This is a genomic window from Streptomyces sp. NPDC040718 (genome assembly GCF_055593565.1).
The window spans coordinates 241,906-264,356 of the sequence record NZ_JBVIXO010000008.1; the positions used below are offsets into that span (position 1 = coordinate 241,906).

The 22,451-nt window shown below is 73.7% G+C and carries 22 protein-coding genes; 6 read left to right on the top strand and 16 right to left on the bottom strand.

Annotated elements, in window-relative coordinates:
* The 3 genes from ACZ597_RS21830 to ACZ597_RS21840 form a co-directional block, all read right to left on the bottom strand.
* Window positions 1-1,473: a membrane-associated oxidoreductase gene (locus ACZ597_RS21830; RefSeq protein ID WP_471332549.1), complete on the bottom strand. Its 1,473-nt coding sequence runs from the start codon at window positions 1,471-1,473 to the stop codon at window positions 1-3.
* Between the two features lie 86 nt (window positions 1,474-1,559).
* Window positions 1,560-3,104 (bottom strand): MFS transporter, encoded by a 1,545-nt coding sequence (locus tag ACZ597_RS21835; protein WP_471332552.1) that lies wholly within the window; start codon window positions 3,102-3,104, stop codon window positions 1,560-1,562.
* Window positions 3,104-3,652, bottom strand: a complete 549-nt coding sequence (locus tag ACZ597_RS21840; protein ID WP_471332554.1) for a TetR/AcrR family transcriptional regulator — start codon at window positions 3,650-3,652, stop codon at window positions 3,104-3,106. Before ACZ597_RS21840 ends, ACZ597_RS21835 begins: the two co-directional genes overlap by 1 nt.
* Before the next feature lie 101 nt (window positions 3,653-3,753).
* Between ACZ597_RS21840 and ACZ597_RS21845 the strand changes: the two genes are divergently transcribed.
* Entirely contained in the window at window positions 3,754-4,266 is a 513-nt protein-coding gene (locus tag ACZ597_RS21845) for an HAD domain-containing protein (protein ID WP_471332557.1), read from the top strand.
* A 79-nt stretch (window positions 4,267-4,345) separates the two neighbouring features.
* Here the strand turns inward: ACZ597_RS21845 and argH are convergent, their stop codons facing one another.
* Window positions 4,346-5,773 (bottom strand): argininosuccinate lyase, encoded by a 1,428-nt coding sequence (argH, locus tag ACZ597_RS21850; protein ID WP_469115073.1) that lies wholly within the window; start codon window positions 5,771-5,773, stop codon window positions 4,346-4,348.
* Between the two features lie 306 nt (window positions 5,774-6,079).
* Between argH and ACZ597_RS21855 the strand changes: the two genes are divergently transcribed.
* Window positions 6,080-7,543 (top strand): hypothetical protein, encoded by a 1,464-nt coding sequence (locus tag ACZ597_RS21855; RefSeq protein ID WP_471332560.1) that lies wholly within the window; start codon window positions 6,080-6,082, stop codon window positions 7,541-7,543.
* A gap of 61 nt (window positions 7,544-7,604) precedes the next feature.
* Window positions 7,605-8,291 carry a L,D-transpeptidase family protein gene (locus ACZ597_RS21860; RefSeq protein WP_471332743.1) on the top strand — a complete coding sequence of 229 codons (687 nt, stop codon included), beginning with the start codon at window positions 7,605-7,607 and terminating at the stop codon, window positions 8,289-8,291.
* 6 nt (window positions 8,292-8,297) lie between these two features.
* Here the strand turns inward: ACZ597_RS21860 and ACZ597_RS21865 are convergent, their stop codons facing one another.
* The 9 genes from ACZ597_RS21865 to ACZ597_RS21905 form a co-directional block, all read right to left on the bottom strand.
* Window positions 8,298-8,837 (bottom strand): arginine repressor, encoded by a 540-nt coding sequence (locus ACZ597_RS21865; RefSeq protein ID WP_007263124.1) that lies wholly within the window; start codon window positions 8,835-8,837, stop codon window positions 8,298-8,300.
* 28 nt (window positions 8,838-8,865) lie between these two features.
* Complete coding sequence (locus ACZ597_RS21870; protein ID WP_471332563.1) at window positions 8,866-10,050, bottom strand: acetylornithine transaminase; 1,185 nt, start codon at window positions 10,048-10,050, stop codon at window positions 8,866-8,868.
* Window positions 10,047-10,955 (bottom strand): acetylglutamate kinase, encoded by a 909-nt coding sequence (argB, locus tag ACZ597_RS21875; RefSeq protein ID WP_470968958.1) that lies wholly within the window; start codon window positions 10,953-10,955, stop codon window positions 10,047-10,049. The genes ACZ597_RS21870 and argB overlap by 4 nt, the downstream gene beginning before the upstream one ends.
* Complete coding sequence (gene argJ, locus ACZ597_RS21880) at window positions 10,952-12,109, bottom strand: bifunctional glutamate N-acetyltransferase/amino-acid acetyltransferase ArgJ (RefSeq protein ID WP_471332567.1); 1,158 nt, start codon at window positions 12,107-12,109, stop codon at window positions 10,952-10,954. Before argJ ends, argB begins: the two co-directional genes overlap by 4 nt.
* Window positions 12,106-13,134 (bottom strand): N-acetyl-gamma-glutamyl-phosphate reductase, encoded by a 1,029-nt coding sequence (gene argC, locus ACZ597_RS21885; RefSeq protein WP_471332570.1) that lies wholly within the window; start codon window positions 13,132-13,134, stop codon window positions 12,106-12,108. The genes argJ and argC overlap by 4 nt, the downstream gene beginning before the upstream one ends.
* 103 nt (window positions 13,135-13,237) lie before the next feature.
* Window positions 13,238-13,660 carry a hypothetical protein gene (locus tag ACZ597_RS21890; protein ID WP_471332573.1) on the bottom strand — a complete coding sequence of 141 codons (423 nt, stop codon included), beginning with the start codon at window positions 13,658-13,660 and terminating at the stop codon, window positions 13,238-13,240.
* 122 nt (window positions 13,661-13,782) lie between these two features.
* Window positions 13,783-14,280, bottom strand: coding sequence for a GNAT family N-acetyltransferase (locus ACZ597_RS21895; protein WP_471332575.1), 498 nt, complete (start codon window positions 14,278-14,280; stop codon window positions 13,783-13,785).
* The gene (locus tag ACZ597_RS21900; RefSeq protein WP_471332578.1) at window positions 14,277-15,047 is read right to left on the bottom strand and encodes an N-acetyltransferase; all 771 of its coding nucleotides are present in this window, start codon (window positions 15,045-15,047) and stop codon (window positions 14,277-14,279) included. The genes ACZ597_RS21895 and ACZ597_RS21900 overlap by 4 nt, the downstream gene beginning before the upstream one ends.
* Window positions 15,048-15,088: 41 nt before the next feature.
* On the bottom strand, window positions 15,089-16,579 hold the full coding sequence (locus tag ACZ597_RS21905; RefSeq protein ID WP_471332581.1) for an aminotransferase-like domain-containing protein: 1,491 nt from the start codon (window positions 16,577-16,579) through the stop codon (window positions 15,089-15,091).
* Between ACZ597_RS21905 and ACZ597_RS21910 the strand changes: the two genes are divergently transcribed.
* Both ACZ597_RS21910 and ACZ597_RS21915 read left to right on the top strand, forming a co-directional pair.
* The gene (locus ACZ597_RS21910) at window positions 16,578-17,501 is read left to right on the top strand and encodes a DMT family transporter (protein ID WP_471332584.1); all 924 of its coding nucleotides are present in this window, start codon (window positions 16,578-16,580) and stop codon (window positions 17,499-17,501) included. The genes ACZ597_RS21905 and ACZ597_RS21910 overlap by 2 nt on opposite strands.
* A 59-nt stretch (window positions 17,502-17,560) precedes the next feature.
* A complete protein-coding gene (locus tag ACZ597_RS21915) occupies window positions 17,561-17,776 on the top strand; it encodes a DUF1918 domain-containing protein (RefSeq protein WP_362468972.1) in 216 nt (71 codons plus the stop codon).
* Window position 17,777: 1 nt separating this feature from the next.
* On the opposite strand, the gene ACZ597_RS21920 is transcribed toward ACZ597_RS21915, so the two are convergent.
* Window positions 17,778-19,076, bottom strand: a complete 1,299-nt coding sequence (locus tag ACZ597_RS21920; protein WP_471332587.1) for a glycoside hydrolase family 10-like protein — start codon at window positions 19,074-19,076, stop codon at window positions 17,778-17,780.
* Between the two features lie 154 nt (window positions 19,077-19,230).
* On the opposite strand from ACZ597_RS21920, the gene ACZ597_RS21925 reads away from it, so the two are divergent.
* Window positions 19,231-20,133, top strand: coding sequence for a 3-hydroxybutyryl-CoA dehydrogenase (locus tag ACZ597_RS21925; RefSeq protein WP_471332590.1), 903 nt, complete (start codon window positions 19,231-19,233; stop codon window positions 20,131-20,133).
* Between the two features lie 14 nt (window positions 20,134-20,147).
* Here ACZ597_RS21925 and ACZ597_RS21930 read toward each other — a convergent pair whose 3' ends face one another.
* Window positions 20,148-20,684, bottom strand: coding sequence for an NUDIX hydrolase (locus ACZ597_RS21930; RefSeq protein ID WP_471332592.1), 537 nt, complete (start codon window positions 20,682-20,684; stop codon window positions 20,148-20,150).
* A 53-nt stretch (window positions 20,685-20,737) separates the two neighbouring features.
* Window positions 20,738-22,075 carry a tetratricopeptide repeat protein gene (locus ACZ597_RS21935; RefSeq protein WP_471332595.1) on the bottom strand — a complete coding sequence of 446 codons (1,338 nt, stop codon included), beginning with the start codon at window positions 22,073-22,075 and terminating at the stop codon, window positions 20,738-20,740.
* Window positions 22,076-22,451: the final 376 nt, after the last annotated feature.

Here is a 22,451-nt window from a genome sequence, read left to right on the forward strand (position 1 = left end):
CTACCGCTGGAGTGACCGGCTGACGCCCGCCGCCGTGGTGGTGGCGAGGACCCAGCCGGTCACGATCAGCAGGTACGACAGCCACTGGTACCAGCCGGCCGGCGCGAAGGCCCCCTCCTGGCCGAAGCCGATGATCGGCAGCATCAGGTCGAGGGTGTAGAAGAGCGGGTTGAACTCCGGCGCCTCCCCCGCCTTGAGCGCCCGGGGCGGGGTGATCCCGTATGCGACGGTCCCGGTGAGCGTCAGCGCCAGCAGCCAGGCCGCCGCGCGCATCGGCCGGAAGCCGTAGCCGACGGTGGCGTCCTGGAGCAGGCCCCAGAGCCGGGTGTGCCGGGGCTGGGTGCGCCGGTGGCGGCGCAGTTTGGCCAGCTGGGCGGTGCGGGCGGCGGCCTCGTCGCCGACGGTGCGGTAGGCGGCGGCCAGCTGCTCGTAGGCGTACGGCAGGTAGCCGTCCTCCTCGCGCTCCAGCAGCGGCAGCCGCTCCTCGGCGGGCAGGTGGGGGTGGAGCAGCCGGTAGGTGAGCCCGTCGGTGCGGACCAGGGGCGGCCAGACGGACGGCTCGACCCACAGGATGTCGAACTGGCTGCGGCGCAGGTTGACGATGCCGTCGATGGCGGGGGCCTTGCGCAGCCAGAACTCCCCTATGACGGCGGAGCTGGCGCGCAGGGCCACGTTGCCGGGGTTCGAGAGGCTCGCACGGGTCAGTATGACCTGGCCGGGGATCCGGGCTCCGGTGAGGTTGACCATGCCCTCGGCGTGCAGCCGGTGGCCGCGCAGGTCGCTGCCCACGGTCAGGGTCTCGGCGTGCAGGGCGATGCCGCCGGGGTTGAGGAGCCGGGCGTCGTCGAGGCTGATCTGGCCGGCGACGCCGGCTCCGTTGATGCGGAACTGGCCGTGGACGGTGAGGCCGTCGGCCATGATGTCCGTCCCTATCTCGGCGTGGTTCAGCTGGAGCGGGGGCTCATCGGCCTCGTCGGGCAGGCTGCCCTGCCGGATGACGGCCCCCTGGAGGAAGAGGCCGCCGGCGATCTTGGCGCCGGCGAGCCGGACGGGGCCGTCGATGCGGCAGCCGGAGAGCCTGAGCACGATCTCGACGCGTACGGTGGCGGCGGTCAGGCCCGGGAGGGTGGAGTCGCCGAGGACGAGGGCGCGCAGCTGGGCGCCGTACATCATGGGTTTGCGTTCGAACCAGCAGGACCGCATCCGGATGGGGTGGTCCACGACCGCGTACTTCAGGTCGAGTTTGCCGGTGATCCTCGCGCCGTAGAGCTTGATCCCGGCGACGCGGCCCTCCTCGGCGGCGCCCCCGACGAGGAGGTTGCGCAGCACCTCGGCGCGGACGGTGCGACCGGGTCCCCAGCCGGCTCCGTCGTGGGAGGTCTCGTCGGGGCTCTCGCGGAAGTCGACCGCCTCGCCGCGCGGGAAGGCGTCGACGACGCGTCGTTCGGCCGGGGTCAGGTCGTTGATCTCCATCGCCGGGATGGTGTCCCGGGCTCCGACGGGCTGTCAATTCCGCCGAAGCCGTCCGGGAGTTCGGGACACCGTCGTCCGGCGGTGCGTCAGTGTTCGACGCCTTCCTGGAGCTCCTGGCCCTTGAGGAGGAACCAGGCGGCCGCCGCGGTGGCCAGGAGGACGGCGGCGCCGACGCCCGAGGCGAGCCGCAGGCCGTCCACGAAGGCGTCCTGGGCCGCGCCGACCATGGTGTGGGCGGTCTGCGGGTCCAGGGCGCGGGCGGCCTCCACGGCGCCGCCGAGCGATTCGTGCGCGGCGTCGGCCACCGGGGCGGGGACCGAGGCCGGGGCGGTGAAGCCCTGGTAGACGCCGGTGACGACGGAGCCGAGCAGGGCGATGCCGAGTGCGGCGCCGAGTTCGTACGCGGTCTCGGAGACGGCGGAGGCCGAACCGGCCTGCTCCTTGGGGACGCTGGAGAGGATCACGTCGGCGGTGACGGTGAAGGAGAAGCCGGCGCCGAGGCCGACGACGAGCAGGGCGGCGCCGAGCAGCGGGTAGCCGGTCTCGCGGTGGATCACGGTGAGCGCCGCGAGGGCCAGGCCTATGGCGGCGAGGCCGCCGGTGACGATGACGCGTACGGAGTACTTGCGGGCGTACTTGCCGGCGACCAGGCCGGTGGCCACCGCGCCGATGGCGGCGGGCAGTTCGGCGAGTCCGGCTTCGAGGGGGTCGCGGCCCTGTACCAGCTGGAAGAACTGGGAGAGGAAGAAGACGAGCCCGGAGAGGCCGAAGACGGTCAGCAGGTCGGCGAGGACCGCGCCGGAGAAGCCGCGGTGCTTGAAGAGCCGCATGTCGAGCAGCGGGGAGGCCAGGGTGAACTGGCGGCGCACGAAGGCGTAGAGGCAGGCGGCGCCGAGGGTGGCGGCGATCCAGACGCCGGGGGTGGCGCCGTGGGTGGCGACTTCCTTGACGGCGTAGACGACGCCGATGACGCCGACGAGGGACAGGGCGACGCTGAGGAGGTCCCAGGGGCCCGCGACGGGGTTCTTGGACTCGGGCAGCAGCCGGATGCCCACGAGGACCAGGGCGATCATCACCGGGAGGTTGATGAGGAAGACCGAGCCCCACCAGAAGTGCTGGAGCAGGGCTCCGCCGACGACGGGGCCGACGGCCGCGCCGGCGGAGGCGGTGGCGCCCCAGATGCCGATGGCGAGGCTGCGCTCGCGCGGGTCGTGGAAGATGTTGCGGATCAGCGCGAGGGTGGAGGGCATCAGGGTGGCGCCGGCCACGCCGAGCAGGGCGCGGGCCAGGATCATCATCTCGGGGCTGGTCGCGTAGGCGTTCAGGACCGAGACGGCGCCGAAGGCGGTGGCTCCGGTGAGGAGGAGCTTCTTGCGCCCGATGCGGTCGCCGAGGGAGCCCATGGAGACGAGCAGGCCGGCGATGACGAAGGAGTAGATGTCGCCGATCCACAGCAGCTGGGTGCCGGACGGCTTGAGGTCCTCGCTGAGGGAGGGGGTCGCGAGGCCGAGTACGGTGGCGTCGACCGCGACCAGCAGGACGGCCAGGACGAGCACGGAGAGGGCGAGCCAGCGCCCCCTGCCCTTCTCCTCCGCCCCCGCCCCCCGGTGCAGCTGTTCGGTTCGGGTCATCACTCCACACTCCGTCGTGCGCCACCGAGCAGCAACTCGGTGATCATGTACTGGAAGTCCTTGGCCGCGACCCGGCCGTCCATGACGGCCCAGGCGCAACTGCCGACGAGGCCGTAGAGGGCTTCGGTGAGCCATGCGGGGCTCAGGTCGATGCGGATGTCGCCCTCCTGCTGTCCGCGCTTGAAGAGCGCGTTGACGCGGGAGTCGAGGCGGGCCCAGCCCTCGTTGACCTCGTCGCCCTCGAAGAGCTGGTTCTCGGTGACGAGGAAGGCCAGCAGCTGGGCGTTGGGCTCCGTCTCGGCGATCAGCCGCCGGAGGGCGTCCACGGCGGTCCCCTCGTCGAGGCGGGCCCGGTCGAAGGCGCCTTCGAACTCCCGGATGCCGAGGTCTTCGAGGGCCCGCACGAGGGCGTCGCGTCCGGCGAAGTGCCGGTGGAGGGTGGCGCGGCCGATGCCGGCGGCGCGGGCGACCTCGTCCATCGTCGCGGTCGACTTGCGGGAAAGCAGGGCCGCCGCGTCGCGGAGCACCTGGTCACGATCCATGGCCATGAGACAAGCATACCCCGAATGAGACGCGCATGTCTCATTCATTGATCCCGATCAAGGAAAACGGATCGCCCTGGGGGCGGACCGTGAAGAAGTCTGGAGCCATGAAGCCACTGCTGCTGATCGACGTCGACGGCCCCCTGAACCCCTACGCCGCCAAGGCCCAGCGTCGCCCCGAGGGCTACACCACCCACCGGATGCGGCCCACCGGCTTCACCGACGGCAAGCCGCTGCGGGTCTGGCTGAACCACGGCCACGGCGCGGAGCTGCTCGCGCTGGCGGACTCGTACGACCTGGTCTGGGCCACCACCTGGAAGGACGAGGCGAACGACTGGATAGGCCCGCACCTGGGGCTGCCGCGGCTCCCCTTCATCGACTGGCCGGTGATGCACGGCCGGGCGCCGCGCGGCACCTTCTGGAAGACGCAGTACGTCCTGGAGTACGCGGGCGCCCGGCCCTTCGCCTGGATCGACGACGACATCACGGCCATGGACCGCGAGTACGCCGACCAGCGCCACCCGGCGCACACCCTGCTGATGCACGTGGACGAGCGCATCGGCCTGACCCGGCCGGACTTCGACGCGCTGGCCGGCTGGGCCGGGGCGCGGACCGGCTGAACCGCCGTCCGCCGCCCCCGGACACGCCGGAGGGGCGGTGCGGGCCCGTGGCCCGCACCGCCCCTCCGGGCCGTACCCGCTACTGCTTGTGGACCGCCCAGGCGTGCTGGATGACCAGGTCCGCCTTCAGCTCGGTGAGCTGGACCGCGACCGCCGAGGGGGCGGTGCCGCCCCGGCCGTTGCGGGAGGCCAGCGCGCCGGGGACGTTGAGGACGGTGCGGACCTCGGGGGTCAGGTGCTCCGAGATCTTCGCGAACTGCTCGTCCGTGAGCTCGTCCAGCTCGATGCCGAGCCCCTCGCACTCCTTGACGCACTCGCCCGCGACCTCGTGCGCGACCCGGAAGGGCACGCCCTGCTTGACCAGCCACTCGGCGATGTCGGTGGCGAGCGAGAAGCCCGCCGGAGCCAGCTCCTCCATCCGCTCCCGGTTCACCGTGAGGGTGGCCATCATCCCGGTGAAGGCCGGCAGCAGCACCTCCAGCGTGTCGCAGGAGTCGAAGACCGGCTCCTTGTCCTCCTGGAGGTCCCGGTTGTAGGCCAGGGGCAGCGCCTTGAGGGTGGCCAGCAGACCGGTCAGGTTGCCGATGAGGCGGCCCGACTTGCCGCGCGCCAGCTCCGCGATGTCCGGGTTCTTCTTCTGCGGCATGATCGACGAGCCGGTGGAGAAGGCGTCGTGGAGGGTGACGAAGGAGAACTCCTTCGTGTTCCACAGGATGATCTCCTCCGCGATCCGGGACAGGTTGATCCCGATCATCGCGGTGACGAACGCGAACTCGGCGACGAAGTCGCGCGAGGCCGTGCCGTCGATCGAGTTGCCGACCGAGCCGCGCTCGAAGCCCAGGTCGGCCGCGACCGCCTCCGGGTCCAGGCCGAGCGAGGAGCCGGCCAGGGCGCCCGAGCCGTACGGGGAGACCGCCGTCCGCGTGTCCCACTGCCGCAGCCGCTCGGCGTCCCGGGACAGGGACTGCACGTGGGCCAGTACGTGGTGGGCGAACAGGACGGGCTGCGCGTGCTGGAGGTGGGTCCGGCCCGGCATCGCCACGTCCGGGTGCGCCTCGGCGAGCCCGACCAGCGCGTCCTGGAGGTCGGCGACCAGCCCGCCGATGATCCGCGCGTGGTCGCGCAGGTACATCCGGAAGAGCGTGGCCACCTGGTCGTTGCGGGAGCGGCCGGCGCGGAGCTTGCCGCCGAGGTCGGGGCCGAGCCGCTCCAGCAGGCCGCGCTCCAGGGCGGTGTGCACGTCCTCGTCGGCGATGGTGCCGGTGAAGGAGCCGTCGGCCACGGCCGCTTCCAGCTGGTCGAGGCCCGCGATCATGCGGTCGAGCTCCTCGGCCGTGAGCAGGCCCGCCTTGGCGAGCACGCGGGCGTGGGCGCGGGAGCCGGCGATGTCGTACGGCGCGAGGCGCCAGTCGAAGTGGACCGACGCGGACAGCTTCGCGAGGGCCTCGGACGGGCCGTCGGCGAACCGGCCGCCCCAGAGCCGGACGTCACCGTTGTTGCTGCTCACAGCTACTGCTCCTCATGAGGGTCGTGGTGCGACGGTCTCCCCGCCGCGCAGGAAGCGGGGAGGCCGTCTCGGTACAGCGTCAAACGATTCACGGCGCGATGCGACGCGCGACCGGCCGAGGTGTAGGCATAACTATGCATTGCTCCGTATGTTTCGTCAATCGAGGTTCGGTGGCCCCGGCTGACCAGCCCGTATATCGGGAGCACCGCCCGCCTGCGGCCGCCTACGATCGCGCGAGCGGAACGGTCCCGGGGAGGGCGCATGTGGAGCGCGGCGGAGAACGCGTCATGGGGACGCAACGTGGCCATGAGCCTGCTGCAGGGGCACGAATCGCCGGTCACCGCCCAGCTCGTCGGAAACGGCCCGGACGCCTGGATCGGCTTCGACGAGGAGGTGCGCCGCCTCCAGCGCTCCCACGGCACGTGGGAGGGCGGCGGCCGGCTGGAGGCCCGGCTGTGCCACCCCGACGGGCGGGTGCGCATGGCCGCGCTCGCCGCGTGGCGCAGCCCGCCGCCGGCGCTCCTGGTGATCCGGTGCGCCGACTGGGTCCCCCAGGTCCGCGACCGCGCCCGCAGGGTGCTCGGCCGGGTGGTGGCCCAGCACCCCGTCCGCAATCGGGACCGGGCCCGCCGGGCGCTGAACCGGCCGGTGGCCGACGACCCCGCCCACGTGCTGACGGCACTCGTCCCGCTCGCCCTGCGGCTGGGCGGGCGCGAGCACGGAGGCTGGGCGGTGGAGCAGCTGGAGGCCGCTCTGAGCGGCCGGTACTCCCTCCTCGCCGCATGGTGGCGCCCCGGGCTGCCGTCGACGACCTGGAGCTGGAACTCGCTCACCGCCCCGCAGCGCGAGGGCATGCTCGAACGCCTGGCGGGCAGCGCCGACCGGCCGACGCGCCGCTTCGCGGCCCGGGTCGCCTCCGCCTGCGGGCAGTACGGCGCGCACGAGCTCGCCCGGCGGGCCGCCGCCGAGCGCGATCCGGTGACCGGCCGGGTGTGGACCGACGCCGCCCTGGCGGCGATGGCCGCCGGCGGACCGGACGACGGGGCCGTCGACGCCCTGCTCGGCTCCCGCTTCGTCGCGGTGCGGGCCGCCGGGGTGACGGCGCTGCGCCGGGCCGGACGGGCGGCCGAGGCCGTGGACCACCTGGCGGACCCGGCCGGCCAGGTCCGGTCCTGCGCCCGCCGGCTGCTCCGCCAGGACGGCGGCGACCCGTACGCGCACTACCGCGAGCTCGTCACGGACCGGCAGCGGGTGACCCGGTACGCGGTGACCGGCTTCCGGGAGGTGGCCGGACAGGCCGACGGGCCGCTGCTGCACGCCCTGCTGGACCACCCCGAGGGCGCGGTGCGGGCCGCCGCCGTGGCCGGGCTGCGCGCGCTGGGCCTCGACGTCGAGGACGCGGTGCTGCTCGCGCTGCTGGAGGACCCGTCCGCCTCGGCGTCCCGCGAGGCCGCGTTCAGCCTGCTCCGCGCGGCCGAGCGGCTGGACCCCGCCGCGCTGGCCGCGCGTACCGGGCCCGAGTGGCCCGCGCACGTCCGCCGGGCCGCGTTCCGGCTGCTGCGCGGCCGGGGCGGGAGCGCCGAACTGCGGGCCTCGGTGGCCATGATGACGGACCCGGACCCGGGGCTGGGCCTTCAGGCGCGGAGCGCCGTGATCAACTGGAACTGGCTCAGCACCCTCGACGAAGGGGAGGCGCACCACGCGGAGCTCGGCCTGCTGCTGGCACGGGCGGCCCGGGTGCTGGACGTCCACCGGATGCGGCTGCTGTGACGCCCGTCCACGGCCTGCCTGCGCCGCCGCCGCGCCCGTCGGCCGTACCGTCTGACGTGTGCTGCGTACCGCCCTGCTCACGGGCTCGCTGATCCTCGCCGGGCTCTTCCCGTACGGCCCCGACCCGCTGCCCGCCCGCCTCGCCGACACCGGGGGCGGCAGCCAGCTGATCACCGCCGTCGCCCCGGCGCCCGGGTCCACGACGGGGACGCTGACCTGGTGGGACCGGCGCGCGGGGCGCTGGTTCGAGGCGGGCAGGGCGCCCGCCCGGTTCGGGGCGAACGGCCTGACCGAGGGCACGGCCCGGGTCCAGGGCACGGACACCACCCCGGCGGGCCTGTACGGGCTGCCGTACGCCTTCGGCATCGCGCGCGCCCCGGCCGGAACGGAGTACGCCTACCGGCGGGTGACGGACCGTTCGTGGTGGTGCCAGGACAACGCCTCGGCCGCCTACAACCGCTGGACGGAGCCCCTGCCCGCCGACTGCGCGCCGGGCGAGTCCGAGCACCTGGTGACGTACGAGCAGCAGTACGCGCACGCCCTGGTCATCGGCTTCAACTACGAGCAGCCGGTGCGCGGCCGCGGCGCGGGCATCTTCCTGCACGTGGACGGCAAGGGCGCCACGGCCGGCTGCGTCTCCGTCCCCCGTGGCGCCATGCGCGAGCTGCTCCGCTGGGCGGACCCCCGCCGCCGCCCGCACATCGCGATCGGCACGGAGAGCGGCGCCCTGGCCGTGACCCGGTACTGAAGGGCTTCAGCCCTCCTTCTGCGCCAGGCGCAGCAGGTGGTCGGCCAGGGCCTGGCCGCCGGCCGGGTCGCGGCTGATGAGCATCAGGGTGTCGTCGCCCGCGATGGTGCCGAGGATCGCGTGGAGTTCGGCCTGGTCGATCGCCGAGGCGAGGAACTGGGCCGCGCCGGGCGGGGTGCGCAGGACCACGAGGTTCGCGGAGGCCTCCGCCGAGATCAGCAGTTCGCCGGAGAGGCGCCGCATGCGCTCCTCCTTCGCCGACTCGCCGAGCGGTGCCTGGGGCGTGCGGAAGCCGCCCTCGCTGGGGACCGCGTAGATCAGCTCGCCGCCGGTGTTGCGGATCTTGACCGCGCCCAGCTCGTCGAGGTCGCGGGAGAGCGTCGCCTGGGTGACGCTCAGCCCGTCGTCGGCGAGCAGTTTGGCCAGCTGGCTCTGGGAGCGGACCGGCTGCCGGTTGAGGATGTCCACGATCCGGCGGTGGCGGGCGGTGCGGGTCTGCGGAACGGAGGGGCCGCCGTTCTGCTCGGGTTCCTGCGCCTGGCTCATCGTCGTCTCATTCTCCGGATCGTCCCGCTTAGTCGAGGATGCCGGGAAGTGCCCGGACGAACGCGTCCACCTCGGCCTCGGTGATGACGAACGGCGGCATCAGCCGTACCACGTCGGGGGCGGGCGCGTTGACCAGGAATCCGGCCTGCTGGGCCGCGAGCTGCACCTTCGGTGCGAGCGGCTCCGTCAGCACGATACCCAGCAACAGGCCCGACCCGCGGACGTGGGAGACCAGCCCGTGACCGGAGGCTTCGATTCCGGAGCGGAGCCGCTCCCCCCGGGCCTTGACCCGGTCGAGCAGCCCCTCGGCGGCGATGGTGTCGATCACGGCGAGGCCGGCGGCGCAGGCGACCGGGTTGCCGCCGAAGGTGGTGCCGTGCTGGCCGGGCTGGAGCAGGTCCGCGGCCGGTCCGAAGGCGGCCACGGCGCCGATGGGCAGGCCGCCGCCGAGGCCCTTCGCGAGCGTGACGAGGTCGGGCTCGACGCCTTCGTGCTGCTGGTACTCGAACCAGCTGCCGCAGCGGCCGATGCCGGTCTGCACCTCGTCGAGGGCGAGCAGCGTCCCGGTGGCCCGGGTGATCTCGCGGGCGGCCGTCAGGTAGCCGGCGGGCGGGACGACCACGCCGTTCTCGCCCTGGACCGGCTCGATGAGGACGAAGGCGGTCTCCTCGGTGACGGCGGCCCGCAGGGCCTCCACGTCGCCGTAGGGGACGTGCGTCACGTCACCGGGCAGCGGCAGGAAGGGCGCCTGCTTCCCGGGCTGGCCGGTGAGGGCGAGGGCGCCCATGGTCCGGCCGTGGAAGCCGCCGCCGGTGGCGACCATGTGCGTCCGCCCGGTCAGTCGGCCGATCTTGTAGACCGCCTCGACCGCTTCCGCACCGGAGTTGCAGAAGAACACGCGCCCTTCGCGGCCGAAGAGCTGGAGCAGGCGCTCGCCGAGCGCGAGGACGGGCTCGGAGGCGTAGAGGTTGGAGACGTGGCCGAGGGTGGTGATCTGCTCGGTCACGGCGGAGACGACCGCCGGGTGGGCGTGGCCGAGGGCGTTGACCGCGATGCCGCCGACGAAATCGGTGTACTGCCTGCCGTCCGCGTCCCAGACCTGCGCGCCCTCACCGCGCACGAGGGCCAGGGCGGGGGTGCCGTAGTTGTTGGTCAGCGCCCCCTTCCAGCGGGAGGCGTAGCGCTGGTTGCCGGTCTCCTGGTTGCCGCTCACTTGCTGTCCCCTCCCTGTGCGTCGGGCACGACCATCGTGCCGATTCCCTCGTCGGTGAAGATCTCCAGCAGGATCGAGTGCTGGACCCGCCCGTCGATCACGCGGGCGGTGCTGACTCCGCCGCGCACCGCGTGCAGGCAGCCCTCCATCTTCGGCACCATGCCGCTGGACAGCTCGGGCAGGAGCTTCTCCAGCTCGCTGACGGTGAGCCGGCTGATGACCTCGTCGCTGTTGGGCCAGTCCGCGTAGAGGCCCTCGACGTCGGTGAGGACCATCAGCGTCTCGGCGCCGAGTGCGGCGGCGAGCGCGGCGGCGGCCGTGTCGGCGTTCACGTTGTACACGTGGCCGTCGTCGGCGCTGCGCGCGATGGAGGAGATGACCGGGATCCGGCCGTCCGCGAGCAGGGCCTCGATCGCGCCGGTGTCGATGGCGGTGATCTCGCCGACCCGGCCGATGTCGACGGCCTCGCCCTCGATCTGCGGGGTGTGCTTGGTCGCGGTGATGGTGTGGGCGTCCTCGCCGGTCATGCCGACGGCCAGCGGGCCGTGCTGGTTGAGCAGGCCGACCAGCTCCCGCTGGACCTGGCCCGCCAGGACCATGCGTACGACGTCCATGGCCTCCGGGGTGGTGACCCGCAGGCCGGCCTTGAACTCGCTGACCAGTCCCTGCTTGTCGAGCTGGGCGTTGATCTGCGGGCCGCCTCCGTGGACGACCACGGGCCGCAGGCCGGCCTGGCGCAGGAAGACCACGTCCTGCGCGAAGGCCGCCTTCAGGTCCTCGTCGATCATGGCGTTGCCGCCGAACTTGATGACGACGATCTTGCCGTTGTGCCGGGTGAGCCAGGGCAGGGCCTCGATGAGGATCTCGGCCTTGGGGAGCGCGGTGTGGCGCCTCGCGGTGCTCATGAGCTGTACGCGCTGTTCTCGTGGACGTACTCGGCCGTGAGGTCGTTGGCCCAGATGACCGCGGACTCGGAGCCGGCGGACAGGTCCGCGGTGATGCGCACCTCGCGGTCCTTCATGCTCACCAGGTCGCGGTCCTCGCCGACGGAGCCGTTCTTGCAGACCCAGACGCCGTTGATGGCCACGTTCAGCCGGTCCGGGTCGAAGGCCGCCCGGGTGGTGCCGATGGCGGACAGGACGCGGCCCCAGTTGGGGTCCTCGCCGTGGATGGCGCACTTGAGCAGGTTGTTGCGGGCGATGGACCGGCCGACCTCGACCGCGTCCTGCTCGTCGGCCGCGCCGATCACCTCGATGCGGATGTCCTTGCTGGCGCCCTCGGCGTCGCCGATCAGCTGGCGGGCGAGGTCGTCGCAGACCGTCCGTACGGCGTCGGCGAAGGCCTCGTACGCGGGGACGTGGCCGGAGGCGCCGGAGGCGAGCAGCAGCACGGTGTCGTTGGTGGACATGCAGCCGTCGGAGTCGACCCGGTCGAAGGTGGTGCGGGTGGCGTCCCGCAGGGCCTTGTCGAGGGTGGCGCTGTCGAGGTCGGCGTCGGTGGTGAGGACGACGAGCATGGTGGCCAGGCCCGGGGCGAGCATGCCCGCGCCCTTGGCCATGCCGCCCACGGTCCAGCCGCCCTGGGAGACGGTGGCCGTCTTGTGGACGGTGTCGGTGGTCTTGATGGCGATGGCCGCGTCCTCGCCGCCGTCGGCGGAGAGGGCGGCGGCAGCCGTCTCGATGCCGGGGAGCAGCTTGTCCATGGGGAGCAGGACGCCGATCAGGCCGGTGGAGGCGACGGCGATCTCGCCGGCGTTGTGCTCGCCGCCCAGGACGGCGGCGACCTTCTCGGCGGTGGCGTGGGTGTCCTGGAAGCCCTTGGGGCCGGTGCAGGCGTTGGCGCCGCCGGAGTTGAGGACCACGGCGCTGACGGTCGCGCCGCGCAGGACCTGCTCGGACCAGCGGACGGGGGCGGCCTTGACGCGGTTGGAGGTGAAGACGCCCGCCGCGGCCAGTCGCGGCCCGTTGTTGACCACGAGGGCCAGGTCGGGGTTGCCGTTCGCCTTGATCCCGGCGGCGATGCCCGCCGCCGTGAATCCCTGTGCAGCCGTCACGCTCACGGCGCCACTCCAATCGTGGAAAGACCCAGTGCCTCGGGGAGCCCGAGGGCGATGTTCATGCTCTGCACCGCACCGCCGGCGGTGCCCTTGGTGAGGTTGTCGATCGCGCTGATGGCGATGATCCGCTGCGCGGACCCGTCGTACGCGACCTGGACGTGGACGGCGTTGGAGCCGTACACCGCCTTGGTGGTGGGCCACTGGCCCTCGGGGAGGAGCCTGACGAAGGGCTCGTCGGCGTAGGCCTTCTCGTACGCGGCGCGCAGCGACTCCGCGGTGGTGCCGGGCAGGGCCTTGGCGGAGCAGGTGGCGAGGATGCCGCGCGGCATCGGCACGAGGTTCGGGGTGAAGGAGACGGAGACCCGCTCCCCGGCGAGCGGGGAGAGGTTCTGCACCATCTCGGGGGTGTGCCGGTGGGCGCCGCCGACGCCGTACGGGGTCACGGTGCCCATGACCTCGGAGCCGAGCAGGTTCGCCTTGAGGGCCTTGCCGGCGCCGGATGTGCCGGTGGCGGCGACGATCACGGCCTCGGGCCCGGCCAGCCGCGCCTGGTAGGCGGGGTAGAGGGCGAGGGTGACGGCGGTCGGGAAGCAGCCGGGGACGGCGATGCGCCTGGTCCCGGCCAGGGCGGCCCGGCCGCCGGGGAGCTCGGGGAGACCGTAGGGCCAGGTGCCGGCGTGCGGGGCGCCGTAGAACCTGTCCCAGTCGGCGGAGTCCTTCAGCCGGTGGTCGGCGCCCATGTCGACGACGAGGACGTCGTCGCCGAGCTGCGCGGCGACGGCGGCGGACTGCCCGTGGGGCAGGGCCAGGAAGACGACGTCATGGCCGGCGAGGACCTCGGGCGTGGTCGCCTCCAGGGTCCGTCCGGCGAGCGGGACGAGGTGCGGCTGGAGGGGGCCGAAGGGCTGTCCGGCGTTGGAGTGGCCGGTCAGCGCGCCGATCTCCACCTCGGGGTGCGAGAGCAGCAGGCGCAGGACTTCACCGCCCGCGTATCCGCTCGCTCCGGCCACCGCTACACGTACCACCATCGGACCCTCCTCCTCGATGGCATGACTATACGTACCTATGCAGTTTTATGCAAAGAACTCGTCCGGCGGCCGGACCGGCCTGCGGCGCGGGGCGGCCTCCCCACTACCGGCCGGCGTCCTGGCCCCCGCAGAAGGTCTTGGCCGCGAGCGCGGCACCGGCGTCATAGCCGTCCGTCCAGTTGGGGTCGGGCGGGCTCGCCGTGCGGGGCGGCCCGGCCCGGCAGTCGCTCTTGACCGCCTGGAAGCCCGCCCGGAAGCCCTTGTCGTACTCGGCCTTGGCGCTGTCCTCCCCCGTCGGCTGCGGCGCCTGCGGCTCCTGCGGCTTCACGGGGGCCCGGCCGCCGCACGCGACGCCGTCGACGGTGCGGGCGGCCGGGAGGAGACCCGTGCCGGTGCTCTCGATCCGGCACGTCCCGGCGGGCGCGCGGGAGGTCGCGTCCGGTGGATGGGCGGACGCGACGGGCCCGATCAGGAGCGTGGAGACCAGCAGGGGGGCGATGGCGGACAGCCGGGCGCTTGCCCTCATGTCCATCACTTCCTTCACCGCAGTCCGGGGTCTCGTCCTTCTCTCCCGGGGAGGCCGACGGTGCCTGTCTCCATCCATGCTCACGCGCCGGATCGGGGGTGTCGACCGGGCGGGGGCCCGGCTCAGCACTCCCGTTCGTACTCGACCTGTCCGAGCGGGCGGCCGTCGCCGAAGTCGGTGTCCCGCACCGCCCCGGTCCCGGCGAAGCCGCACTTGACGTAGAAGCGGCGGGACCGCGGGGTGTCCCGCAGGGTCCACAGGTGGGCCCGGGTGAAGCCGTCCGCGCGCAGCCGGGCCAGCGTCGCCTCCATCAGCACGGCGGCGGCGCCGGTGCCCCAGCCGTCGGGGTGGGCGTAGAAGCTGAGGATCTCCGCGAGGCCCGGCCGGGTCCCGGAGGGCCCGGACCAGGACATGGCCAGGGGGCGGCCGCCGGCCTCGGCCAGCAGCAGCGTCCTCGGGTCCTCGGCGAGCCGCGCGTGCCAGCGGGTGCGCCGGCCGCGGACGCCCTCGGCGGCGAAGTCCGGCGCGAAGAAGGGGGCGTACGCGGCCTCCCAGGCCGCGGCGTGGATCTCTCCGAGGGCGTCGCCGTCGCCCGGTCCGGCGGAGCGGACCTCGATCATCCGGAGACGGCCGCGTCGGCGCCGAGCGGGTGGCGGACCCAGACGTTGGGCTCCAGGTACACCGCGCGGTCGTGCTCCGGGTCGCAGTGGACTGTGCTGAGCGCCCCGGGTACGCGGACCGGGCCCGGGGTGTCGAAGGGCAGTCCGGTCCACCCGCGCCACTGGTCGAGGGTGCCGCTGATGGTCATCGACACCGGGGCCACCGAGTCGATGACCGCCCCCGCGCGGACGTGGACCCGCAGCCACGGGTCGTACGGCAGACCGTCCTCGCGGGTGCGGTACGCGTACTCCGCCATCGGGGTCTCCGGCTCGGCGGGCTTCCCGCTCGGCCGGACCGGGGCCACGACCTCCGTGAACCCGGCCGCGCGGGCGCCCTCGCGCATGGCGGTGAGCATCCGGCCGGAGAGGCCCTCGCCCTGCCGGCCGCGGGCGATCGAGATCTCCAGGGCGGTGACCGTGTCCGGCCGGACACCCCGCCGCTGGTCGGAGAAGGCCCACATCAGGACGCGGTCCCAGCCCTGCCCGGGCAGGACCCCGCCGCGCTCGGGGGTGTGCAGGGCGAAGGGGACGCTGAAGGCCCGGGCCACGACCTCGTCGCCGTCGGTGGCGATGAAGACGTACGCGGGGAACTCGGCCACCATGCGCGGGTAGAGCAGCCAGGCGATCGGGTCGTTCTGGGCGAACTCGGGCCAGGAGTCCTCCATGTCCCAGAGCCGGGGCGCCAGTTCGGGTCGGACGGCCAGGGAGGTGATCTCGATCTCGGTCATAGGCGCAGGCTAGAGCGGTTCCACCGCCCCCTCAACGGGGTTTACGCACCCCCGGACGCGCCCCCGCCCGCACCCCCGGACGCCCTGCCGAGCAGCCCCTCGGGCAGTCCGCCCCGCAGCCGCTGCACGGCCTCCACCAGCTCCCCCGGCCCCGACACCCCGGCGAAGCTCAACCGGACGTGCGCGGCGGGCGGTTCGGCGCAGAAGTACGGGCGGCCCGGCGTGACCGCGACCCCGGCGCGCAGGGCGGCCGCCGCGAACCCGGCGTCGTCGCCGTCCCCGCCGGGGCGCACCCAGAGCTGGAAGCCGCCCGAGGGCAGGTGGGTGAGCTCGGCGCCGGGCAGCTCCCGCCGCAGGGCGCCGGCGAGGACCTCGCGCCGGTGCCGCAGCTCGGCGGCGACGGCGCGCAGGTGGCGCGGCCAGGCGGGGGCTCCGACGAGTTCGAGCGCGGCCTCCTGGAGGGGCCGGGGCACGAAGAAGCTGTCGACGACCTGGATGGCCCGCAGCCGGTCCAGTACCGGGCCCCGGGCGGCGAGCGCGCCGACCCGCAGGCTGGGCGAGGTGGCCTTGGTCAGCGACCGGACGTGGACCACGACCCCGTCAGAGTCCTGGGCGGCGAGCGTCGCGGGCAGCGGGCCGGCGTCCTCGTGGGCGAGGTTGCGCGCGTAGTCGTCCTCGACCACGAAGGCCCCGGCGGCCCGCGCGATGCGCAGCACCTCGGTGCGGCGCGTGGCGGACAGCACGGCGCCGGTCGGGTTCTGGAACAGCGGCTGGCATACGAAGACCCGTGCGCCGGTGGCTTCGAAGGCGGCGGCCAGCAGCTCCGGCCGGACCCCTTCGGCGTCCACCGGGACGGGTACCGGCCGGCAGCCGGAGGCGCGGGCGATGGCCAGCAGCCCGGGGTAGGTGGGCGATTCGACCAGGATCGGGGCGCCGGGCGGGGCCAGCGCCCGCACGGCGGTGGTCAGCGCGCTCTGCCCGCCGGCGGTGATCAGCACGTCGGCGGCTCCGACCGACCCGACGGCGCCGCCGATCTCGCGGGCGAACCAGTCGCGCAGCTCGAGCAGCCCCTCCATGGGCGGCCGCCCCCACGCCCCGGGCCGGCGTCCGGCGCGGGCCAGGGCGGCCGCCATGGCCCGCTCGGGCTGGAGCGAGGGGTGCAGGTAGCCGCCGTTGAGCTCGATGACCCCGGCGGGCGGTACCGCGAGGGAGTTCGCGACCCCGCTGGCGTCCACGGAGCGCGGGGCGACCTCCCCGGCGCCTTCGGCGCTGAGGGCGACCTCCTGCCAGGAGGTGTCACCGGGCGCGGGGTCGCTCGTACGCGGGTGGGCCCGGAAGGCCCCGGCGCCGGGCCGGGTGACGACGAGCCCCTCCGCGGCGAGCTGCGCGAGGGCCCGGGAGACGGTGACGGGGCTGACCCGGTAGCGCTCGACCATGGCCCGGCTCGACGGGAGCTTTCCACCCACCGGGTAGCGGTCGAGCTCCGACCGCAGGGATTCTGCCAGCTCGGCCACACTGCTACGCTCGTACATGACAGCACAGAATAGCGCTACTCGCCCGACCTCGATAGCGGTGCAGGTGGAGGACGGCGGCCGGACCACCGCACGCAGCGGTACCGCCCTCGCCCTGCTCGGGGTGGTCACGTTCTCGCTGACCTTCCCCGCCACCGCCTGGGGCCTGGAGAGCTTCGGCCCCTGGTCCCTCGTCGCCCTGCGCAGCGTGCTGGCCGCCGCCGTCGCGGGCGCCTTCCTGCTGGCCGGGCGGGTGCCGCTGCCGGCCCGTGAGCACTGGGCCGGGCTCGCCGTCGTGGCGGGCGGGGTGGTGGTGGGATTCCCGCTGCTGACCACGCTGGCCCTGCGCACCTCCACCACCTCGCACGCCGCCGTCGTGGTGGGGCTGCTGCCGCTGACCACCGCCGCCTTCTCGGCGCTGCGTACGGGCAACCGCCCGTCGGGCCGCTTCTGGGGCGCGGCCGTCGCCGGGGCCGTGGTGATCCTCGCCTTCACCCTGGCCCAGAGCGGCGGCGCCCCCTCCGCCGGCGACGCCTACCTGTTCGGGGCGCTGTTGGTGTGCGCGGCCGGCTACACCGAGGGCGGGCGGCTGGCGCGCTCGATGCCCGGCTGGCAGGTGATCGGCTGGGCGCTGGTGCTGTGCCTGCCGCTGAGCCTGACGGGCGCGGCGTTCGCGCTGGCGTCCGAGCCGGTGCACCTGACCTGGCACGGGGTGAGCGGTCTGCTGTGGGTGGCGGCCGGCTCGAACTTCTTCGGGCTCTACGTCTGGTACCGGGGCATGGCCGAGATCGGCACCGCCCGCGCCAGCCAGCTCCAGCTCGCCCAGCCGCTGCTGACCCTGGTGTGGTCGGTGGCCCTGCTCGGCGAGCACCTGTCCCCGGCCACACCGCTGGCGGCCTGCGCGGTCCTCGTCTGCATCACCGTGACTCAACGGGTCAAATAGCCTCGGATCGGCCTAAACTACTGGCACCGGATCGGACCGGCTCCGAGGGAGGTCAGCAGATGCGCGCGACCGAGGGCGACCAGCTGGTGCAGCACGGCAGGGTCGTTGGCCAGCACGACAGGGTGGGCGAGATCGTCGAGGTCCTGGGCGAGAACGGCGCCCCCCCGTACCGGGTCCACTTCCCGGACGGGCACGACGCCGTCATGTCCCCCGGCCCCGACTGCGTCGTACGCCATCCGGACAAGCCCGAGGGCAAGTCCGCCACTTGGCGCTGAGTCAGCGCGGCGGCACGGCCGTCGGGTAGTGGTCGGCGACGACCCTGGCCAGCGCTCCATTGGGGTCCGCGACCACGTGCTTCCCCGAGAAGTAGGAGTGGCCGCGGACCTCCGCGTACCGGCGGGCGAGGGTCAGGTGCCGGGACAGCTCGGCGGGATCGCGCCAGGCGGTGGTGGAACTGCGGGCGTCGCAGCGGTACAGCGCCTCGCCCACGTACAGGTCCACCCCGGTGCCGGCGACCGTCTCCGCCCACCAGCGCACGACCTCGGCGTAGTCGGCCGCCGCGTACCCGATGTGCCAGTAGGCCTGCGGGGCGACGTAGTCGACCCAGCCCTCCAGGACCCACTTGCGGGTGTCCGCGTAGAGGTCGTCGTACGTCTGCAGCGCCCGGGTGGCCGAGCCCAGCCGGTCGGTGCCCTGGTTGCGCCACACCGCGAACGGGCTGACGCCGAACCGGACCGCCGGGTGGAGGGTGCGCAGCCGCTGCGACATCTCGTGGACGAGGGTGTCGGTGTTGTGGCGGCGCCAGGCCGCGCGGGAGGTGAAGGAGCCGCCGTGCTCCGCGAAGGCGTCGTCGTCGTCGAAGTACTCCCCCGCGACCGGGTACGGGTAGAAGTAGTCGTCCCAGTGCACCGCGTCGACCGGGTAGCGGGAGACGGCGTCGAGCATCGCCTCCTGGACGAAGGACCGCACCTCGGGCAGCCCCGGGTTGTAGTACAGCCTGCCGCCGTAGGCGACGGTCCAGCCGGGGTTGCGGCGGGCCGGGTGGGAGGCGGCGAGCCGGGAGGGGTCGGTGTGGTTGGCCACCCGGTACGGGTTGAACCAGGCGTGCAGCTCCAGCCCGCGCGCGTGCGCCTCGGCGACGGCCGTGCCCAGCGGGTCCCAGCCCGGGTCGCGGCCCTGCACCCCGGTCAGCCACTGCGACCAGGGCTCGCGCGTCGAGGGCCAGAACGCGTCGGCGGCCGGGCGGACCTGGAGGATGACCGTGTTGAGCCGGCGCGCCACCGCCGCGTCGAGCAGCTTGATCAGCCCCGCGCGCTGCTCCCGGGCGGAGAGCCCGCTCTCGGAGGGCCAGTCGACGTTCTGTACGGTCGCGATCCACATCCCCCGGAACTCCGCGGTCCCCGCCCGGCCGCCGGCCGTGGCGGCCCGCGCCGGCACCGCCCCCGGTGGCCCGGCGGGTTCCCGTACCCCCGCTGCGGCCCCCGCCGCCGCATCCGCCGCCGCGGGGGCCGCCGCCGTCGCGGCCAGCGCTCCCGCCGCCCCTGCCAGCAGTCCCCGCCGCCCGATGTGCGCCATGTGACGACTCCGTTCCTCTCCGTGACAATGCTCTGCGTGGGCACAGCATGCCCCGCCCCGGCCCGCCGCCGGGGGCAACGCGGGAGTAACGTCGGGGGGCGTGGCGGGCGCCGGGATGCAGTTACCACTGCCGAACACGGGGGACCCGCGATGGATGAGCAGCGAAAGGCACGATGTGACGGACCTCTCTACCCTCCCGACCGACATCACCAGGGTCGGCGTGGTGGGCTGTGGCCAGATGGGCGCGGGCATCGCGGAGGTGTGCGCCCGCAGCGGTCTTGAGGTGAAGGTCGCCGAGACCACCGGGGAGGCCCTGGAGATCGGGCGCACCCGGCTGCACAACTCGCTGACCAAGGCCGCCGAACGCGGCAAGATCAGCGAGGAGGAGCGGGACGCCACCCTGGCCCGGCTCTCCTTCACCACCGACCTCGGCGAGTTCGCCGACCGCGACCTCGTCATCGAGGCCGTCGTCGAGAACGAGCAGGTCAAGACGGAGATCTTCCAGGTCCTGGACCAGGTGATCACCCGCCCGGACGCGATCCTCGCCTCCAACACCTCCTCGATCCCGCTGGTCAAGCTGGCCGTCGCGACCTCGCGGCCCGACCAGGTCATCGGCATCCACTTCTTCAACCCGGCGCCCGTGCAGCGGCTCGTCGAGCTGATCCCGGCGCTGACGACGAGCGAGGAGACCGTCAAGCGGTCCGAGGCCCTGGTGCGGGACGTGCTGAACAAGCACGCCGTCCGCGCCCAGGACCGGTCCGGCTTCGTCGTCAACGCGCTGCTGGTTCCGTACCTGCTGTCCGCGATCCGGATGTTCGAGTCGGGCATCGCGAGCCGCGAGGACATCGACAACGGCATGGAGCTGGGCTGCGCCCACCCGATGGGCCCGCTCAAGCTGTCCGACCTGATCGGCCTGGACACCATCGCCTCGATCGCCGATTCGATGTACGCCGAGTACAAGGAGCCGCTGTACGCCGCTCCCCCGCTGCTCCAGCGCATGGTGGACGCGGGCCGCCTGGGCCGCAAGACGGGCTCGGGCTTCTACCCGTACGGCTGAACCACCCGGGCGGCCTAGGGTCGGCCCAGCCTCAGGTGGTGCAGCAGGAGGAGCCCGGCCGCCATGTTGGCGGCCGGGATCTCCCCCCGCGCGATCATGTCCGGGACCAGCTTGAGCGGGACCCACTCCCGGCGCGAGGACTCGAAGGCGTCCTCCGGTTCGCCGACGTACTCGGCCCCGTCCGCCCAGTAGAGGTGGTGGCGGGCGTCGGTCAGACCGTTGGAGGGCTCCACCGTCATCAGGTGGTGGAGCGGGCCGGGCCGCCAGCCCGACTCCTCCTCCATCTCCCGCGCGGCCGCCGCCTCGACCGGCTCCCCGTCCTCGACCACCCCGGCGGGCAGCTCCCAGCCCCAGCTGTCGGTGATGAACCGGTGCCGCCACAGCAGCAGCACCTCGTCGGCCTCGTTGACCGCCGTGGCGACGGCGACCGGCCGCAGCCTGATGACGAAGTGGTCCAGGTGCCGGCCGTCGGGGAGTTCCACGTCCGCGAGGTTCACATCGAACCAGCGGTTCTTGTACACGGTCTGCTCACTCAGGTTCGTCCACTGCACGGTAATGCCACCTTCCGCATCCGTTGGTGGCAACATGGCAGCAGCTGACGGCCTCAGAGGGGAACGCGCAGCGCCCCGTCGATGAGGTACGCGGTCTCCTCCGCGCCGGAGCACCCGCTGCTCAGCAGCTGCTCCCGGACGGCCCGCAGCCGGTCCCGCAGGCGCAGCGACTCCATCCCCTTGGCCCGCTCCGCCATTTCGGCCGCCGAGGCCACCGCCCGGTCCGCCTCCCCCTGCCGCAGCTGGATCTCGCACAGCATCGCCAGGCGGTGCACCCGCCCCCGGTCGTGCGCCGGGGTCCCCACCGCCTCGGCCGCCTGCTCGTGCGCGCCGGCGAGGTCCCCCAGGCTCAACAGGGCCTCCGCCACCTGTACGTTGACCAGCCCGGGCTGTACGTAGCCGGTCTCGGCGGGCTCGGTACCGGGTCTGATCCGCTCGGCGGCCGCCTCGGCGCGCCGGATGCATGCCAACGCGGCCGTGGTGTCACCGAGTTGCGCGTAGGCCTTGGCCTGCATCGCGTACAGGTCGGCCCCCAGCGCAGGGGTGGTGTCCGGGCCGGCGGCGCGCAGCGCGGCCTCGGCGAAGGCCACGGCCTGGCGGTACTCCTTCAGGTGCAGCGACTGGTTGACGAGCAGGGCGATCACGTACGCCCCGAGCCCCCGGTCCCCGCTGGCCTTGGCGAGCCGCAGCGCCTGGTGGAAGTAGCGCTGGGCGAGGCCGTGGGCGTCGGAGTCGTACGCGCAGATCCCCGCGACCGCCACCAGGGACCCGGTGGCCCGGTGCAGCGGACGGCCGACCTCGTCGGAGTAGGTCCCGCGCAGCATCGGGGCGGTCTCGCTGCCGAGGAAGCGCACGATCCGGGCCCGCGTGGCCATCCCGCCGGCCCGCCGGTACATCAGCTCGTAGTGCACCCGGGCGGCCCGCAGGATCTCGATGTGCTCGGGCCCGATCGGCCGCCGCCCCACCCGGGACACGTCGGCGTCCTCGGGCGGGTTCTCCCACTCCCACACCGGGATCACGGCCGGGGTGCCGGTGAGGGCCTGCGCCGTGAGCTGTGCGGGCCGGCCCAGCTCGTCGGAGCGCCACAGGGCGGTGGCGCGGTCGACGAAGCCGCTGAGCCGGGTGCCGTGCGGGCTCAGCCGGCCGGGGATCCCGAGCCCGATGTCGTCGAGCCCGACGGGCCGCCGCAGCCGCCCGCCCAGCACCTCGCAGATCAGGTCGGGCACCTGGCCGCGGGGGCGCTGCCCCTTCAGCCAGCGGGAGACCGCGGTGTGTTCGTAGCGCAGCGCGAGTCCGCGGGACCGGCCCGCCTGGTTGACATGCGCGGCGAGTCCGGCGTGGGACATGCCCGCCTCGGCGAGGAGGGCGTCGAGCAGTGCATTGGGCTGCATGGGCCCCTCCAAGGGCTCGTCCGATTCAGGCTAGTGGCTGAGCGGTGCGCGCGGGGCCGTTCCGCGTTTCCTTCACACGGGGTGTGAACCGAGTGCGCGCATAAATGCGTTGCGCACCCTGCCGCTCGGGGCCCCGGGGCGGTTCACTTAAGAGCCTCGCCAAGGAGGCCGCCCGGTCGTCGGCTCCCCCTCGTACAGTGCGACGACCCGGCACCGCGCCGCCCGCCCCGCTGTCTGCCCGACACTCCATGGCGGGCGCGGGCGGCGCACCACGGCTCCGCCGCGGTCCGGTTGGTCGCCGGACCCGCCGGAGCCGGGCCGGTTCCGTACCGGGTCCGTCCACCGGCCCGGTGCGGAGCGGCTCCGCCGGTGACAC

Excerpts from the sequence above, each read along its gene's own strand:
- ACZ597_RS21890 (WP_471332573.1), bottom strand. The coding sequence starts at position 13,660 with ATGAGGGCAAGCGCCCGGCTGTCCGCCATCGCCCCCCTGCTGGTCTCC.
- ACZ597_RS21910 (WP_471332584.1), top strand. The coding sequence starts at position 16,578 with ATGACAGCACAGAATAGCGCTACTCGCCCGACCTCGATAGCGGTGCAG.
- ACZ597_RS21835 (WP_471332552.1), bottom strand. The coding sequence starts at position 3,104 with ATGACCCGAACCGAACAGCTGCACCGGGGGGCGGGGGCGGAGGAGAAG.
- ACZ597_RS21865 (WP_007263124.1), bottom strand. The coding sequence starts at position 8,837 with ATGAGCCAGGCGCAGGAACCCGAGCAGAACGGCGGCCCCTCCGTTCCG.
- ACZ597_RS21935 (WP_471332595.1), bottom strand. The coding sequence starts at position 22,075 with ATGCAGCCCAATGCACTGCTCGACGCCCTCCTCGCCGAGGCGGGCATG.
- argB (WP_470968958.1), bottom strand. The coding sequence starts at position 10,955 with ATGAGCACCGCGAGGCGCCACACCGCGCTCCCCAAGGCCGAGATCCTC.
- ACZ597_RS21840 (WP_471332554.1), bottom strand. The coding sequence starts at position 3,652 with ATGGCCATGGATCGTGACCAGGTGCTCCGCGACGCGGCGGCCCTGCTT.
- ACZ597_RS21855 (WP_471332560.1), top strand. The coding sequence starts at position 6,080 with ATGAGCCTGCTGCAGGGGCACGAATCGCCGGTCACCGCCCAGCTCGTC.
- ACZ597_RS21925 (WP_471332590.1), top strand. The coding sequence starts at position 19,231 with ATGAGCAGCGAAAGGCACGATGTGACGGACCTCTCTACCCTCCCGACC.
- ACZ597_RS21915 (WP_362468972.1), top strand. The coding sequence starts at position 17,561 with ATGCGCGCGACCGAGGGCGACCAGCTGGTGCAGCACGGCAGGGTCGTT.
- ACZ597_RS21830 (WP_471332549.1), bottom strand. The coding sequence starts at position 1,473 with ATGGAGATCAACGACCTGACCCCGGCCGAACGACGCGTCGTCGACGCC.
- ACZ597_RS21920 (WP_471332587.1), bottom strand. The coding sequence starts at position 19,076 with ATGGCGCACATCGGGCGGCGGGGACTGCTGGCAGGGGCGGCGGGAGCG.
- ACZ597_RS21845 (WP_471332557.1), top strand. The coding sequence starts at position 3,754 with ATGAAGCCACTGCTGCTGATCGACGTCGACGGCCCCCTGAACCCCTAC.
- ACZ597_RS21905 (WP_471332581.1), bottom strand. The coding sequence starts at position 16,579 with ATGTACGAGCGTAGCAGTGTGGCCGAGCTGGCAGAATCCCTGCGGTCG.
- ACZ597_RS21895 (WP_471332575.1), bottom strand. The coding sequence starts at position 14,280 with ATGATCGAGGTCCGCTCCGCCGGACCGGGCGACGGCGACGCCCTCGGA.
- argC (WP_471332570.1), bottom strand. The coding sequence starts at position 13,134 with ATGGTGGTACGTGTAGCGGTGGCCGGAGCGAGCGGATACGCGGGCGGT.
- ACZ597_RS21900 (WP_471332578.1), bottom strand. The coding sequence starts at position 15,047 with ATGACCGAGATCGAGATCACCTCCCTGGCCGTCCGACCCGAACTGGCG.